Here is a 15,504-nt window from a genome sequence, read left to right on the forward strand (position 1 = left end):
CCTGTACCACCTATACATCGTTTGAACGATGGGGGGACGCAGAAGGATAGGGTAAGCGCGCTGTTGGATATGCGCGTCCAAGCAGTTAGGCCGGAAACGAGGCAAATCCCGTTTCCATTAAGGCGGAGCTGTGATGGCGAGGGAAATATAGTACCGAAGTTCCTGATTCCACGCTGCCAAGAAAAGCCTCTAGTGAGATGTAAGGTGCCCGTACCGCAAACCGACACAGGTAGGCGAGGAGAGAATCCTAAGGTGTGCGAGAGAACTCTCGTTAAGGAACTCGGCAAAATGACCCCGTAACTTCGGGAGAAGGGGTGCTTTTTAGGGTGAATAGCCCAGAAAAGCCGCAGTGAATAGGCCCAGGCGACTGTTTAGCAAAAACACAGGTCTCTGCGAAGCCGCAAGGCGAAGTATAGGGGCTGACACCTGCCCGGTGCTGGAAGGTTAAGGGGAGAGGTTAGCGCAAGCGAAGCTTTGAACCGAAGCCCCAGTAAACGGCGGCCGTAACTATAACGGTCCTAAGGTAGCGAAATTCCTTGTCGGGTAAGTTCCGACCCGCACGAAAGGTGTAACGATCTGGGCACTGTCTCAACGAGAGACTCGGTGAAATTATAGTACCTGTGAAGATGCAGGTTACCCGCGACAGGACGGAAAGACCCCGTGGAGCTTTACTGCAGCCTGATATTGAATTTTGGTACAGCTTGTACAGGATAGGTAGGAGCCTGAGAAGCCGGAGCGCTAGCTTCGGTGGAGGCGTTGGTGGGATACTACCCTGGCTGTATTGAAATTCTAACCCGCGCCCCTTATCGGGGTGGGAGACAGTGTCAGGTGGGCAGTTTGACTGGGGCGGTCGCCTCCTAAAGAGTAACGGAGGCGCCCAAAGGTTCCCTCAGAATGGTTGGAAATCATTCGTAGAGTGTAAAGGCACAAGGGAGCTTGACTGCGAGACCTACAAGTCGAGCAGGGACGAAAGTCGGGCTTAGTGATCCGGTGGTTCCGCATGGAAGGGCCATCGCTCAACGGATAAAAGCTACCCCGGGGATAACAGGCTTATCTCCCCCAAGAGTCCACATCGACGGGGAGGTTTGGCACCTCGATGTCGGCTCATCGCATCCTGGGGCTGTAGTCGGTCCCAAGGGTTGGGCTGTTCGCCCATTAAAGCGGTACGCGAGCTGGGTTCAGAACGTCGTGAGACAGTTCGGTCCCTATCCGTCGCGGGCGCAGGAAATTTGAGAGGAGCTGTCCTTAGTACGAGAGGACCGGGATGGACGCACCGCTGGTGTACCAGTTGTCTTGCCAAAGGCATAGCTGGGTAGCTACGTGCGGACGGGATAAGTGCTGAAAGCATCTAAGCATGAAGCCCCCCTCAAGATGAGATTTCCCATGGCGCAAGCTAGTAAGATCCCTGAAAGATGATCAGGTTGATAGGTCAGAGGTGGAAGCGTGGCGACATGTGGAGCTGACTGATACTAATAGATCGAGGACTTAACCAACGCTTTTAAAAAAATGAAATACCTTCTTATTATCTAGTTTTGAAGGAATGAAAATTCTTCAAAAATGAATATAGTCTGGCAATGATGGCGAAGAGGTCACACCCGTTCCCATTCCGAACACGGAAGTTAAGTTCTTCAGCGCCGATGGTAGTTGGGGGTTTCCCCCTGTGAGAGTAGGACGTTGCCAGGCTATTCATTTAAATCTTTAAATGGGTTTTAGGAAACATTATATTATTCCGCAGTAGCTCAGTGGTAGAGCATTCGGCTGTTAACCGAACGGTCGTAGGTTCGAGTCCTACCTGCGGAGCCATATGCTTCCATAGCTCAGTAGGTAGAGCACTTCCATGGTAAGGAAGAGGTCAGCGGTTCGAATCCGCTTGGGAGCTTCCCAATCTATCTATGAACACAAAAAAAGTTCGGCCCGTTGGTCAAGCGGTTAAGACACCGCCCTTTCACGGCGGTAACACGGGTTCGAATCCCGTACGGGTCACCATTTAATTCGGAGGATTAGCTCAGCTGGGAGAGCATCTGCCTTACAAGCAGAGGGTCGGCGGTTCGATCCCGTCATCCTCCACCATTTTATTCTTTACTTGCCGGTGTAGCTCAACTGGTAGAGCAACTGACTTGTAATCAGTAGGTTGGGGGTTCAAGTCCTCTTGCCGGCACCATTTACAACCATATATTGCGGAGGGGTAGCGAAGTGGCTAAACGCGGCGGACTGTAAATCCGCTCCTTCGGGTTCGGCAGTTCGAATCTGCCCCCCTCCACCATTTTAATAAAATCCTGTGGATCAGTTATATATTCTCTGTATTGGGGAAATATATGATTACCACCTTTTTATTTTGTTGAACATTAATCATTACATATCATATATTGGGCTATAGCCAAGCGGTAAGGCAACGGATTTTGATTCCGTCATGCGAAGGTTCGATCCCTTCTAGCCCAGCCATTTGCGGAAGTAGTTCAGTGGTAGAATACAACCTTGCCAAGGTTGGGGTCGCGGGTTCGAATCCCGTCTTCCGCTTAATAAATTTTAAATCCCTTAGGGGCCTTAGCTCAGCTGGGAGAGCGCCTGCCTTGCACGCAGGAGGTCAGCGGTTCGATCCCGCTAGGCTCCACCATCAACTACATACACCAAAACTTACGTCTTAAGCCAAAAATGGTTTAAGACTTTTTTTTGTTTAAGACATAATTGGGTAAACTAATCCCCAGAAAGATATTATTTCACAAAAAACATATGTGATAGGAACGTGCATCTTTATACATGGAAATGTCGAGTTGAACCAATCGGCATATACGATATAAAATGATGGAAAGGGGGAATTGTATGTCTATTCAGAAAATTTCCGTCATCGGGTTGCCTATGGACCTCGGTCAAGCAAGGCGAGGGGTGGATATGGGACCTAGTGCCATTCGCTGCGCAGAGATTGTCGAGCGTCTTGAAAAGTTGAATATAGCAGTAGAGGATTTAGGGGATATAATTGTAGGGCGCCCTGAAAATGCAGATGAGCCTGGGACAAATCTAAAAAACTTACAGCTTGTAGCGAAGGGTAACTCCCTGTTAGCTACAAGAGTTGATGAAATAATAGAAGGGGGTTCCTTTCCGCTTGTATTGGGAGGAGACCATTCCATAGCTATAGGTACACTGGCAGGAGTCGCGAAGCACTATGAAAATGTGGGTGTGATTTGGTACGACGCACATGGGGATTTAAATACGGAAGATACTTCACCATCAGGGAATATACACGGTATGCCCCTAGCTGTCAGTATTGGGCTTGGACATCCGGACCTAATCAATATCCATGGTTTTGCTCCAAAAGTGAAACCGGAAAACATCGTAATAATTGGAGCAAGGTCATTGGATGAAGGGGAAAAAGAACTTATCCGTGAGAAAGGGATTAAAGTATTCACGATGCATGAGATCGACCGCATGGGAATGGCACGGGTTATGGAAGAATGCATTGATTATTTAAGGGAGAGAACGGATGGCGTCCACCTTTCATTGGATTTGGATGGAGTCGACCCAGCAGATGCACCCGGAGTGGGGACACCGGTGATTGGTGGTATAAGTTATCGGGAAAGTCATTTGGCCATGGAAATGCTTGCGGAATCCAACTTGATTACATCAGCTGAATTCGTTGAAGTGAATCCCGTTTTAGATGAGCGAAATAAGACGGCGATCGTGGCCGTGGCTCTAATGGGTTCGCTATTTGGAGAAAAATTATTATAACTGAAAAAATAAAAGAAACAGTAACCGGCTTGTAATGGGTTACTGTTTTTTATATGCTAGAAGACGTAGGTTTATTTACTAGGGTGTATGTAACAGGAACATATCTATAGATAAATGGTTGCAATCGTATATCCATATTCACTTGAGGGCACGTCTGTCAGTGAGGTCTCCATTTTTAGTTAAATGGATGTATTGGATGATTAAAGAATCCAGTTTGCTGCTAACTTCAACAACTTCATTATCCACCATTGAAGAACGGGAAGCCAAAAACATCATTTTCTGTCTGTATTGTTCAATATGGTCTAAAATTTGTTCTGCAGTCATATAGAGAATCACTCCCTTGGATTTTACAATTTCTTACTATATAGCCCTGTTTTTTTTTTCTTAAACATAAAATGTAAAACTTTGTTAAAATTAATGTATTAAATTTTTGAAACCTTTTAGCTTACGGTTCGTAGTAATCGTATAGCCGCATGAGCGGGGGTAATACCGGAAAATGGATGCACTCATTAGAGAGAGAATTAATCAAGTATTAAAGGGAGACCATAATGCATTTGGGGAAATTGTCGAAATATACAAGGACAAAGTGTTCCAAATATGTTTCAGGATGCTCGGAAACAGGCAAGAAGCAGAAGATTTGGCACAAGAGGCCTTTGTAAGGGCCTACGTGAATATTCGAAGTTTCAATATACAAATGAAATTTTCTACATGGTTATACCGGATTGCGACCAATCTTTGTATTGACCGGCTTCGCAAGAAAAAACCGGATTACTATTTAGATGCAGAGGTGGCAGGAACAGAGGGATTGAATATGTATTCCCAAATTGCATCGGATATGGCGAAACCCGAGGAAGAGGTTGAATCTTTAGAACTACAGGAAACCATTCAAGTGGAAATAATGAAATTGCCCGAGAAATACCGATCGGTAATCGTATTGAAGTATATTGAAGAGTTATCTCTAAAGGAAATCAGTGAAATACTCGATTTGCCGGTCGGTACGGTTAAGACGAGGATACATCGCGGTCGGGAAGCCTTGCGTAAACAACTACGCCATTTATAAAAAGAAGGTGAGAAAAATGAACTGCCATGAGGAAATCATTGAATATATGCATGATTATTTAGATGAGGACATCAAACCGGAGCATAAAGAAGTTTTACGGGAGCACTTGCATAACTGTGCTGAATGCCGGGATTACTTTCATGAAATGAAAAAGGCGGTCGCTCTTGTACAAAGCACTTCCCATATAAAGGCCCCGGATGACTTTACAGCAAAGGTTATGGCTCAATTGCCAAAGGAAACGAAAACAACAGGTGCCAAACGTTGGTTCAAAAGCCATCCCTTCATGACAGCGGCAGCGATGTTCATCTTATTGATGACAGGATCTGTTTTTTCCACTTATAATCAGGACGAACATTTTTCAGTATCAAAGCAGCCTAACTTAGTGGTCGAAGGTGAAACGGTGATTGTGCCTGAAGGTGAGACAATCAAGGGGAATGTGGTAGTTCAAAATGGTAACATTCAAATAGATGGTGAAGTAGAGGGAGATGTGACAGTCATAAATGGGCATAAATATATGTCAAAAGCAGGGAATGTGACTGGAAGCATCCATGTTATTGACCAAGCTTTTGAGTGGATGTGGTATAAAGTAAAGGATACTGCAACCTCGTTGGTTCCTGCTAAAGAGGAGAAAAAGGAATAAGGAATAAAGCTGGGAGGGGGCACCGTTTTTTCATTTACGGTGACTTCGCTCAGCTTTATTTTTTAAAGGGAAGGGAACCCTTTTTCATGATTCATTTTTCCTATGTAAATTTCTCACACTAGTTTTTAGATGTATCATTTAAAAAATGGTATACTATTAAGGTTATCGTATAAAGATTGTAATTTGTATTTGGAGTAATACTGACTGGAGGAAACAACATGTCTTTAACCAACTTGACTGTTTGGGACTATGTAGTAAATTTCATTGATATTCTCCTTGTATGGTTTGTGATATATAAATTGTTAACTATTATTCGGGGCACGAAGGCTATTCAGCTGCTAAAAGGAATTTTTGTAATTGTCATTGTAAAAAGCTTAAGCAACCTGTTTGGTTTCAATACACTCGGATGGTTAATGGCACAAGTCATGAATTGGGGAGTATTGGCGATTCTCGTCATTTTTCAACCTGAACTGAGAAGGGCACTTGAACAATTAGGACGCGGGAAGCTCTTTGCAAGGGGCACCGTTCCGGAAGAGAATCAGCAAGAGCGTTTAGTCGAAGAAATCCTAAAGGCGTCCACCTATATGGCAAAAAGGCGGATCGGAGCCTTGATTACGATAGAAAAAGGTACGGAGCTAGGGGATTATGTTGAAACGGGGATACCGCTAAAATCCTATATTTCTTCAGAACTGCTCATTAATATCTTCATCCCTAATACGCCGCTCCATGATGGTGCAGTTATTCTGCAAAATAACCAGGTGGCAGCTGCAGCTTGCTATTTGCCACTATCAGAGAGTCCTTTCATATCAAAGGAACTTGGCACACGGCATAGGGCAGCCATAGGCATGAGTGAAGTTACGGATAGTCTTACGATTGTCGTTTCAGAAGAAACGGGAGGGATATCCGTCACTAAAAACGGGGAACTTTACCGGGATTTGAATCAAGAATCATTTAGGGCCATGCTTACAAGTGAACTGGTAGTGGAAAACATCAAATCAACTTCCTCAAGCATCTTTAACTGGAGGGGGAAAAAGAATGGATAAATTCACCAATAGCGCTTGGTTTATGAGAATCGTAGCTTTTGCCTTGGCGGCACTTTTGTTCATTTCCATTAACTTCGAAATGGAGTCGGATAAAAAATCCCTTGGTTTATCGACTGCCCCTGAAATCAGTACGGAGACCATCGAAAATGTACCGGTTGAAGTGTACTATGACCGTGAGAATCTAGTGGTGAGCGGAGTGCCGGAGGCGGTTGATGTTACTCTAAAGGGAGCAAAAAGCTTATTGATAAATGCGAAAAACCAAAGGGACTTTAAAGTGTATGTAGACCTTTCCGATCCTGCAATCTCAATGGGGGACAGAACTGTCACATTTAAAATAAGTGATTTGAATGAAAAGTTAGTGGCGACGATCGATCCGGAATATGCGGAGGTCAACGTTCAGGAACGGGTGACGAAGGAATTCCCCGTTGAAGCCGAGTATAATAGCTCTTTACTTGAAGAGGGATATACCGCTGGCCAGCCAACAGTCAGCCCGAAAACTGTCAAAATAACGGGTGCTAAAGATGCGATTGAACAAATTTCCTATGTAAAGGCAAACCTTGAAATAAGTAAGGGACTTAACGAAACGGTGAACAGCAAGGCAACCGTTAAAGCCCTGGACAGGGACTTGAACAAGCTGGATGTGACGATCGAGCCATCTACTGTTTCAGTTTCCTTAGAAGTGAGCATTCCTTCCAAGACGGTGTCGATAGCACCGAAGCAAACTGGCAAGACAAAGGATGGCATCAGAATCACGAGTATAAGTGTCGACCCAAAAGAGGTCACCTTATTTGGTTCGGAAACGAGCCTGGAGAAAATAGATGAAGTAGTTCTTCCTGTAAATATCTCGAAAATTGATGGTGATACAGAACTGGAACTTGATCTTGATAAACCGGAAAGTGTACAAAAAATGTCCTTGGGTAAGGCAAAGGTCAAGATTCGTACAGAGAAAGTTGATGTGGATGAAGAGAATGCAGAGCCAGTCGTAGAAGAGGAAGAACCAGAAACCGAACAAAAACAAGAAGAACAAGTAGTCGAAGAAGAAGCAGAAGAAGATGAACCGGCTGCCATTGAGTCTAAAACTTTCAACAATATACAAATAGTGCCTGTGGGCATACAGGATGACCAAAATGCCGAATTGGAATCCGATGTAACTAGCATCACTTTGCTTGGTGAGGCGGATGATTTGAAGAAAATAACTAAAGACGACATTAATCTTACAGTAGATGTGAGTAATTTAGATGAAGGTACGCATGATGTGGATTTGGCGGTAACAGTGCCTGAGGGAGTGGAATGGGAACTGGATTCTAAAACGGTTTCGGTCACCATCTCACAAAAAGACGAAGAGACATGACCATCCTTTAACATCATCATTAAATTCAGTAACGATTCGAAGAAGGAGCGATAAAGATGGGTAAATATTTTGGAACAGACGGAGTCAGGGGTATAGCGAATAGCGAATTAACACCGGAGTTGGCATTTAAACTAGGCCGTTTTGGTGGCTACGTGCTTACTAGAAATACAGAGAAACCCAAAGTGCTGATAGGACGCGATACTCGAATTTCAGGTGAAATGCTGGAAGGTGCGCTTGTTGCCGGTCTTTTATCCATAGGGGCTGAGGTGATGCGCCTCGGTGTCATTTCGACACCGGGAGTTGCCTATTTAACAAAGGCCTTAAGTGCTGAAGCAGGTGTCATGATTTCCGCTTCCCATAATCCAGTAGCGGATAATGGGATTAAATTCTTTGGACCGGATGGGTTTAAGTTATCCGATGATCAAGAAGCGGAAATTGAAGCACTATTAGATATGGAAAAGGATGAACTTCCACGCCCTGTAGGCGGAGATTTAGGCCATTTGAACGATTATTTCGAAGGAGGGCAAAAGTATCTCCAGTACTTGAAACAATCAGTGGATGAAGATTTTACAGGCATTCATGTTGCTCTTGATTGTGCACATGGGGCGACATCTGCCTTGGCAATGCATTTGTTTGCAGATCTTGATGCAGACATCTCTACGATGGGGGCATCGCCCAATGGCTTGAACATTAATGATAAGGTAGGTTCCACCCATCCTGAGGCACTTGCTGAATTCTTAAAGGAAAAAGGTGCGGATGTCGGACTTGCATTCGATGGTGACGGAGACCGCGTCATTGCGATAGATGAAAAAGGAAATATAGTGGATGGCGACCAAATCATGTATATCTGTGCGAAATACTTGAAAGAAAATAACCGTCTGAAACAAGGAACAGTGGTTTCTACGATCATGAGCAACCTTGGTTTTTATAAAGGTCTTGAAGAGCATGGTATACAAAGCGCCCAGACGGCAGTGGGGGATCGCTATGTGGTCGAGGAGATGCGAAAAGGCGGCTATAACCTTGGCGGCGAACAATCCGGACATATCATCTTCCTGGACTATAATACGACAGGCGATGGCTTATTGACGGGCCTGCAGCTTGTGAACATCATGAGTGATACCAAAAAAACCTTATCGGAGCTCGCTGGCGAGATGAAGAAATATCCACAAACGCTGATCAATGTCAGAGTTACCGATAAACACGCTGTAACCGATAATGAAAAGGTACAGGAAGTCATCAAGGCAGTCGAAGAGGAAATGGACGGAAACGGTCGAATTTTGGTGAGACCATCCGGTACTGAACCGCTAGTCCGTGTTATGGCTGAAGCACCGACAGCTGAGGAATGCACTAATTATGTAGATCGCATCGTCGCAGTTGTAAGAGCGGAAATGGGAATGAACGAATAATTAATCCTATGCATAAAAGGAACGTAATTTCCTTTTATGCATATTTTTATTAAGAAGTACTTTTTTTAGGTCTTGGTAATAAAGAATTGACCTATGTCCCTTGTTTAAGGTATGATTATCCTGATTTACAACTCATTTTCTGAAAAGGGTTGTGTTAAAAAGGAGGGTAGGGAAGGAGAAACGGATTCACAAAAGCGCCTGAACTAAGTCAGGACGAGAAATGGCTTAGTTGACGAGGAGGAGGTTTATCGAATGATCGGCGGATACCTCCCGGCTGAAGTGCACAGCCGCAGTAATTCCAATCTTAAAACAGTAGGGCAACTTACTGCACAAAGGGTTGGAAATGCACAAAGGGAAAAAGTGCTTTAAGGCATTTCCTTTATAAAAAATATATATCAGAGATGAGGGGGCAGGGATGCCCCCGTGCATTCCTGTTCCCTCGAATCGGTTGGAGGAACAGAAATTATGTGTGGAATTGTTGGATATATTGGACTTAACGATGCAAAGGAAATTTTATTAAAAGGTCTTGAAAAACTTGAATACCGTGGTTATGACTCTTCAGGGATTGCTGTGAGAAATGAAGCAGGCGTTACAATCTTTAAGGAAAAGGGAAGAATCGCGGACTTACGCGGAGCCGTGGATGAAAATACTATGGCACATACTGGAATAGGACATACACGCTGGGCCACCCATGGTGTGCCAAGCCGTGAAAATGCCCATCCTCACCAAAGTAATTCAGGTCGATTGACTTTAGTTCATAATGGGGTCATTGAAAACTATGCGATTCTAAAACGTGAATATTTGAAGGATGTTGCCTTTAAAAGTGAAACGGATACGGAAGTCATCGTTCAACTCATAGAGAAGTTCGTAAACGAGGGCATGGAAGTGGAAGAGGCGTTCCGTCAAACACTCACTCTTCTGGAGGGTTCATATGCCATTGCCCTATTGGATGCTGAAAATGATGAAACCATCTTAGTCGCAAAAAATAAAAGCCCGCTGCTAATCGGTGTCGGAAAAGACTTTAACGTTGTCGCTTCGGATGCAATGGCCATGTTGCAAGTCACAGATCAATTCCTTGAACTGATGGATAAGGAAATGGTTATCGTGACAAAAGAAAAGGTAACGATCAAGAACCTTTCCAACGAAGAAGTCATGCGTGCTCCATACACTGCTGAACTGGATGCGAGTGATATTGAAAAAGGTACGTATCCGCACTATATGCTTAAAGAAGTCGACGAGCAGCCAGCTGTCATACGTAAAATCATTCAAGCATACCAAAATGAAGAAGGTAAACTTGCAATCGATTATAGCATTACTGAAGCCGTAAGTGAGGCTGACCGTATTTATATCATCGCTTGCGGAACCAGCTATCATGCAGGGTTGATTGGTAAGCAATTCATCGAAAAAATGACTGAAATTCCGGTTGAGGTCCATGTGGCATCGGAATTCACTTACAATATGCCGTTATTATCGAAAAAACCGCTATTCATCTTCATTTCACAAAGTGGTGAAACTGCAGATAGCCGTGCCGTGTTAGTGTCCATCAAAGCGCTTGGTCATAAAGCCCTGACCATCACGAACGTACCTGGCTCTACATTGTCACGTGAAGCGGATTATACGCTCTTGCTGCATGCTGGCCCTGAAATTGCCGTTGCCTCTACAAAGGCCTACACAGCTCAAGTGGCAGTCTTATCGATCTTAGCGAATGTAACTGGCCAATTCCGTAACATGGAGTATGATTTCGACCTTGTAAAAGAGCTTGGAATCGTTGCGACAGCAATGGAAGCCCTATGTGATTCGAAAGAAGAGATGGAAGACATTGCCCGTGAATATTTGTCCGTTACGAGAAACTGCTTCTTCATTGGCCGTTCCCTTGACTACTATGTTGTGCTTGAAGGGGCCCTTAAGCTGAAGGAGATTTCATACATCCAGGCGGAAGGCTTTGCTGGCGGAGAGCTTAAACATGGAACGATCGCCTTGATTGAAGAAGGTACACCTGTCATAGCCCTTGCTACGCAAGCGGGTGTCAACCTAAGCATCCGTGGTAATGTAAAGGAAGTGGTTGCCCGAGGCGCCAACCCTTGCATCATTTCCATGAAGGGGCTTGAAGAAGAGGATGACCGTTTCGTCATCCCGGAAGTGAATGAACTATTAACACCCCTTATCTCTGTTATCCCGCTGCAGCTCATTGCTTACTACGCAGCCTTGCACCGCGAATGTGACGTGGATAAACCACGTAACCTTGCGAAAAGTGTAACGGTTGAGTAAGTCGGAATGAATGCAATGTATGTTTGTTGAAAGACAACAAAGTTGGGTACTGGACAACAAAGTCGGGTACTCGATAATAAGATTAAGCACTAGAAGCATAGGTTATATCCTATGCTTCTTTTTTAAATATAATACTTGTTTATATTAGCGGATAAAGAACTAACTCAGCTGGGGACTTCAATAAATATTGATGTTGTGGATTACCTTACAGGGGATGTCAAAGGTGCGAAAGAGATACAGTTGAATCTCCCTGAAACAGGAGTGTACAGTATGAATCTAGCTTCTAGTTGCTGCGGTAGTCCTGTTCTAGCGAGATTGGAAATTAAGAATAATTCTTGTTACTAATAAACCAAAAGACCAGCCTGGATATCAGGCTGGTCTTTAAATTAATCCTTTTAATTTCGAGATTCAGTATTAAATTACCTTTAGATAGCGTTTGTTAAACTTATTGTTGGTTTTAAACAAATAGAAGAGACTACCTATTGTGGTCTTCTTTCATTCTCTTATGTATATCAAAAAAAGGATGGAACCATTACGATCCCTCCCTTAAAAATCTTTCACTTTTATTTCCATTCCACAAATGCGTTGCAGGATTGTAGAAGAAGGCATGTAACTTTTATAAATAGTTAACGTCTAACAGAAAAAAGGTGGGATTAATGTGAAAAATAAGAAATATTTTTTCGCTATATTGATGCTGTTCTTACTTATAGTAGTAGGTTGTTCAAATGAAACCAAAGAAGAACCACCAGAAGCGATAGTGAGTATAAATGATGAAAATATCGAAACAGCTAGAGGTACTTATCAGTGGGAAAAAAAGCGTTTACTCTCTAATACTACGGTTATCGCCGATGCTGCTGCACCAATTCAAATAGCTGAAGATATGAAAGCGAAAATAGTTGAACAAAGTTCAGTAGCAAATGTAGAGTTTAATGATGGCTCCCAACCAGAATTACAGGCTTATTTATGGGAAGGAGAAAAACGTGGTGAAGAATTACCTATGAATCAACACCACATAACCTTACCGTCGGAAAAAGGAAAGTATGTAATTGAAATTAACGCTAAATGGTCAAATGGAGACTCCTCTTATACTTTTGTCATAGAGGTACAATAATACAAGATTTTTTCCTCAACGAACGGATGCCAAATATCCAATCAGTACCCGACTTTTTTTGTAACTGAACAATGTTAGGTAGATCTAAATATAGATTAACTGTTTTTAAAAAGTTGCGAAGCTTTACCCCTTTGGCTATGATTAGCCAAAGGGGTATTTTTTATGTCTAAAACAACGAGAACCTCTCAAGTTGATAAGTGGTTTAAAGCATTCTAAGGAATAGGAAACGATGTGCAGTGACAATAGAGTTGTTTAATGCAATCTATTAAATCCATCGGTAGGTAATCACGGCATCCATTAGAGCAAAGTTAAAGATCTTCCTATAGTGCATTGTTGAAAGAAATCCATAAGGCATTAAATTTAGGCGATGTGGAAAATGAAGCTGTAATTCTATCGAAGCTGGGGCGTATTGGAATGAAAATAACATCTTCATAAAAATTTTTTAATTTAGGAGAGAATGACATGGAAGTTTTTGCAGAATTTTTAGCGAATATTGATAACCCGCAACATAGGGACCGAACGGAAGAAGTCTTGGCTTGGGTAACTAAGAAATTTCCAAATTTAATGCCGAAGATTGCGTGGAATCAGCCTATGTTTACCGATCATGACACATATATTATTGGCTTTAGTGTAGCGAAACATCATTTGGCTGTTGCCCCTGAAAAGGCAGGGATTGATCATTTTTCTGATGAAATCGTGCAGGCTGGCTATGATCACACCAAGCAGTTGGTACGTATCAAGTGGGACAGTCCGGTTGATTATTCATTACTTGAAAAAATGATCGAGTTTAATATTTTTGATAAGGCAGACTGTTCAACTTTTTGGAGGAAATAAATAAAAAATCGGATTAGTTACGGGTGAGCTGAACCTCTATTAAAGTGTCCATTATTCGGGGTTCTGTTCAATATTAGAAGTGAAACGATGTGGTCCTGAGGTTATAAGATCCCCATATCTGCCGTCTGATCTAGCTCCATAGGCAAAAAGGAAGATTCTCCCTCCTTAATGACCTTACCTTTACGGTTGCGATTCCATAAATAGTTTAAAGTTCAAAAAAAGCACAAGGAGTTCCGGATTTGGAACTTCTTGTGCTTTTGGTTTTTGATAAAATCGAGATATACAAATATTACAACCAAACTACTTAAGATATTAAAACAAAAATTCATAGTGGGTATTTAAGGAAAAAATATTAGGTGGGGTGAAGAAATGAAGAAGTTACTATATCTTTTTATTTTAATAATTCATGTATTTTTGTTTGGATTTAATCCCGTATCAACCTTTGCAAGTTCTCCAACTAAAGAAGTTGATTTAAAAGAGGAAAGCCAATCAGGTGGGTTTCTGACAGAATATACAACTCTATCAGGCACTGATGTACCTTTAGGTCAAGAAATACCTATACTAGTAGATGAAAAAACAGGAGAAATGACTAATAATAGAATTGGTATATCTCCGGTGTGTGCTACTTGTAATCGATATACTTGGAAAACAGCCACAGATAAACGACAATCAAGTGCCTTTCACAAAAAAGTGACTGATGATACAAAATGGAGTCTAAACCTTACCTTTAAGATGGAAATAGCTGGTATAATAGCTGTTTCTGGTGGGGGAGAAAAGGTATATTCGGCATCGAAAAAATGGAACCAGTACAAAGAAACATGGAAATTGACTGGAACTCTAAAAACATATAACCCAACTGGTAATTTGATAAAAACAGAACAAAGAAATGAAACTTACATTAAATATAAAAAAGTAGCAATAAAATAAGTTAGAAATAGTGCAAATGCAAACCCTTATTCTAAAAAGAGAGTTTTTTTAGAATTTGAAATTTTTATATAAAAAGGGGTAAGAATGGATACTAATATTAAGCAAACTCATCGCTTTATATTATATATAACAATACTAATTATGATTATTTTTCCTTTTGCACAACTTATATTACAAGAACTTTTTTTCCAAATAAACAAACAATTATTTTTCTTTTTAAGTAAACTGGTTTTTATCTATGTGCTTTTTCATTTCTTAAAAAAGAAAAAAATAACCTTATCGAGCATTAGGCTTAAAAAGGTACATATAAAATATATACTTCTTGGTATTTTAATGGGTATTATAGTTCACATGATAACTATGTTTTTTGGTAGGATTCAATATTATCTACTAACCGGCGAATGGCTTACTGCTGAAAAAATTGTTAATACACTTATGGAGAGTAGTAAAAACATAAGTTTTTACAGCATTATCATGATTGGCTTTTCAGTGGCGATTAGTGAAGAAATTCTTTTTAGAGGCATATTATTAAAACAATATCAGAGAATGAACATAAAGTCGGCCATAATTTTAAGTGCTCTTATTTTTAGCATTTATCATATGACGGTGGGAAACTTGGTTTTTGCATTTGTAATTGGTATCTCTTTTGCACTATTAACCATCTATACTGGAAGTATTGTTCCGGCTATCTTTTTTCACTTTTTAGTGAATGAAATAATGAGGATCATCATGCATTTCCCAGAAAAGGTTACTGAAACTTATTTTAAGGTAATGGTGTCTCCAATTACTGCCATAACAGGTTTAATATTTTTTCTATCTATATTAACTTTTTTATTTATAAAGGTAAGAAAAAATAATCAATTTCAAAGTGGAAAAGTTAAATTCTTTGATGGATATATTATTTTGTTGTTTTTGATGTATGTTCTTTTCCTAACAATAAAATAAATTTTAATCAAAGATAATACAGGTATTAAAATGAACCTAATTCATAACGATTTCATTTAAGAGGATTTCTTTGAGGTCGATGTCCATATTATTGCCACCAACAATTCTTCCGGCTTGTTAACCGTTGGGATCGAACCTGATTTGAACCCAACGATACGCCCCAATGATCTGATTAAATTCTCCATTTCCTGTTTCA

At 41.5% G+C, this 15,504-nt stretch carries 12 protein-coding genes, 9 tRNA genes and 2 rRNA genes (1 of these 23 running past the window's edge); 22 read left to right on the forward strand and 1 reads right to left on the reverse strand.

The features are described from left to right. From MKY17_RS00945 to rocF, 12 genes are all read left to right on the forward strand, one after another. Nucleotides 1-1,493 (forward strand): 23S ribosomal RNA (locus tag MKY17_RS00945); it begins 1,440 nt to the left of the window's first position. A gap of 74 nt (nt 1,494-1,567) precedes the next feature. Further along, nucleotides 1,568-1,683, forward strand: a 5S ribosomal RNA gene (rrf, locus tag MKY17_RS00950). Nucleotides 1,684-1,728: 45 nt separating this feature from the next. Further along, a tRNA-Asn gene (locus MKY17_RS00955) sits at nt 1,729-1,803 on the forward strand. 3 nt (nt 1,804-1,806) lie between these two features. Next, nucleotides 1,807-1,879, forward strand: a tRNA-Thr gene (locus MKY17_RS00960). A 32-nt stretch (nt 1,880-1,911) separates the two neighbouring features. Further along, a tRNA-Glu gene (locus tag MKY17_RS00965) sits at nt 1,912-1,986 on the forward strand. A gap of 8 nt (nt 1,987-1,994) precedes the next feature. Beyond that, nucleotides 1,995-2,070 (forward strand) — tRNA-Val (locus MKY17_RS00970). Between the two features lie 15 nt (nt 2,071-2,085). Continuing rightward, a tRNA-Thr gene (locus MKY17_RS00975) sits at nt 2,086-2,161 on the forward strand. 18 nt (nt 2,162-2,179) lie between these two features. After that, nucleotides 2,180-2,263: transfer RNA gene (locus MKY17_RS00980), tRNA-Tyr, on the forward strand. Between the two features lie 104 nt (nt 2,264-2,367). Continuing rightward, nucleotides 2,368-2,442 (forward strand) — tRNA-Gln (locus tag MKY17_RS00985). A 3-nt stretch (nt 2,443-2,445) separates the two neighbouring features. After that, a tRNA-Gly gene (locus MKY17_RS00990) sits at nt 2,446-2,517 on the forward strand. A gap of 21 nt (nt 2,518-2,538) precedes the next feature. After that, nucleotides 2,539-2,614, forward strand: a tRNA-Ala gene (locus MKY17_RS00995). Between the two features lie 206 nt (nt 2,615-2,820). Continuing rightward, on the forward strand, nt 2,821-3,723 hold the full coding sequence (gene rocF / locus MKY17_RS01000) for an arginase (RefSeq protein WP_141992575.1): 903 nt from the start codon (nt 2,821-2,823) through the stop codon (nt 3,721-3,723). Between the two features lie 138 nt (nt 3,724-3,861). Here the strand turns inward: rocF and MKY17_RS01005 are convergent, their stop codons facing one another. After that, entirely contained in the window at nt 3,862-4,047 is a 186-nt protein-coding gene (locus tag MKY17_RS01005) for an aspartyl-phosphate phosphatase Spo0E family protein (RefSeq protein WP_076372678.1), read from the reverse strand. 172 nt (nt 4,048-4,219) lie between these two features. Here MKY17_RS01005 and sigW point away from each other — a divergent pair, with 172 nt between their 5' ends. The 10 genes from sigW to MKY17_RS01055 all read left to right on the forward strand — a co-directional run bounded on the left by sigW (nt 4,220) and on the right by MKY17_RS01055 (nt 15,308). Further along, nucleotides 4,220-4,783, forward strand: a complete 564-nt coding sequence (gene sigW, locus MKY17_RS01010; RefSeq protein WP_098371732.1) for an RNA polymerase sigma factor SigW — start codon at nt 4,220-4,222, stop codon at nt 4,781-4,783. 16 nt (nt 4,784-4,799) lie between these two features. Next, nucleotides 4,800-5,423, forward strand: coding sequence for an anti-sigma factor (locus MKY17_RS01015; protein WP_098371733.1), 624 nt, complete (start codon nt 4,800-4,802; stop codon nt 5,421-5,423). 218 nt (nt 5,424-5,641) lie between these two features. Beyond that, entirely contained in the window at nt 5,642-6,466 is an 825-nt protein-coding gene (gene cdaA, locus MKY17_RS01020; RefSeq protein WP_034304935.1) for a diadenylate cyclase CdaA, read from the forward strand. Further along, on the forward strand, nt 6,459-7,817 hold the full coding sequence (locus MKY17_RS01025) for a CdaR family protein (protein ID WP_339201224.1): 1,359 nt from the start codon (nt 6,459-6,461) through the stop codon (nt 7,815-7,817). The genes cdaA and MKY17_RS01025 overlap by 8 nt, the downstream gene beginning before the upstream one ends. A 56-nt stretch (nt 7,818-7,873) precedes the next feature. Continuing rightward, nucleotides 7,874-9,223, forward strand: a complete 1,350-nt coding sequence (glmM, locus tag MKY17_RS01030) for a phosphoglucosamine mutase (RefSeq protein ID WP_098371735.1) — start codon at nt 7,874-7,876, stop codon at nt 9,221-9,223. A gap of 465 nt (nt 9,224-9,688) precedes the next feature. After that, nucleotides 9,689-11,491 (forward strand): glutamine--fructose-6-phosphate transaminase (isomerizing), encoded by a 1,803-nt coding sequence (gene glmS, locus MKY17_RS01035; protein WP_098371736.1) that lies wholly within the window; start codon nt 9,689-9,691, stop codon nt 11,489-11,491. A 658-nt stretch (nt 11,492-12,149) separates the two neighbouring features. After that, nucleotides 12,150-12,602 (forward strand): hypothetical protein, encoded by a 453-nt coding sequence (locus tag MKY17_RS01040; RefSeq protein WP_098371737.1) that lies wholly within the window; start codon nt 12,150-12,152, stop codon nt 12,600-12,602. A gap of 462 nt (nt 12,603-13,064) precedes the next feature. Continuing rightward, nucleotides 13,065-13,436 carry an iron chaperone gene (locus MKY17_RS01045; protein ID WP_098371738.1) on the forward strand — a complete coding sequence of 124 codons (372 nt, stop codon included), beginning with the start codon at nt 13,065-13,067 and terminating at the stop codon, nt 13,434-13,436. Between the two features lie 369 nt (nt 13,437-13,805). Beyond that, entirely contained in the window at nt 13,806-14,363 is a 558-nt protein-coding gene (locus tag MKY17_RS01050; RefSeq protein ID WP_098371739.1) for a hypothetical protein, read from the forward strand. A gap of 84 nt (nt 14,364-14,447) precedes the next feature. Beyond that, on the forward strand, nt 14,448-15,308 hold the full coding sequence (locus MKY17_RS01055) for a type II CAAX endopeptidase family protein (protein WP_098371740.1): 861 nt from the start codon (nt 14,448-14,450) through the stop codon (nt 15,306-15,308). The last annotated feature ends 196 nt before the right edge of the window (nt 15,309-15,504 follow it).

This window comes from Peribacillus sp. FSL P2-0133 (genome assembly GCF_037975445.1).
GTDB classification, from domain to species: domain Bacteria; phylum Bacillota; class Bacilli; order Bacillales; family DSM-1321; genus Peribacillus; species Peribacillus simplex_E.

Bases quoted from the DNA above. Each gene is read 5' to 3' on its own strand.
- rocF (WP_141992575.1), top strand. From the start codon at position 2,821: ATGTCTATTCAGAAAATTTCCGTCATCGGGTTGCCTATGGACCTCGGT.
- MKY17_RS01005 (WP_076372678.1), bottom strand. From the start codon at position 4,047: ATGACTGCAGAACAAATTTTAGACCATATTGAACAATACAGACAGAAA.
- sigW (WP_098371732.1), top strand. From the start codon at position 4,220: ATGGATGCACTCATTAGAGAGAGAATTAATCAAGTATTAAAGGGAGAC.
- MKY17_RS01015 (WP_098371733.1), top strand. From the start codon at position 4,800: ATGAACTGCCATGAGGAAATCATTGAATATATGCATGATTATTTAGAT.
- cdaA (WP_034304935.1), top strand. From the start codon at position 5,642: ATGTCTTTAACCAACTTGACTGTTTGGGACTATGTAGTAAATTTCATT.
- MKY17_RS01025 (WP_339201224.1), top strand. From the start codon at position 6,459: ATGGATAAATTCACCAATAGCGCTTGGTTTATGAGAATCGTAGCTTTT.
- glmM (WP_098371735.1), top strand. From the start codon at position 7,874: ATGGGTAAATATTTTGGAACAGACGGAGTCAGGGGTATAGCGAATAGC.
- glmS (WP_098371736.1), top strand. From the start codon at position 9,689: ATGTGTGGAATTGTTGGATATATTGGACTTAACGATGCAAAGGAAATT.
- MKY17_RS01045 (WP_098371738.1), top strand. From the start codon at position 13,065: ATGGAAGTTTTTGCAGAATTTTTAGCGAATATTGATAACCCGCAACAT.
- MKY17_RS01050 (WP_098371739.1), top strand. From the start codon at position 13,806: ATGAAGAAGTTACTATATCTTTTTATTTTAATAATTCATGTATTTTTG.
- MKY17_RS01055 (WP_098371740.1), top strand. From the start codon at position 14,448: ATGGATACTAATATTAAGCAAACTCATCGCTTTATATTATATATAACA.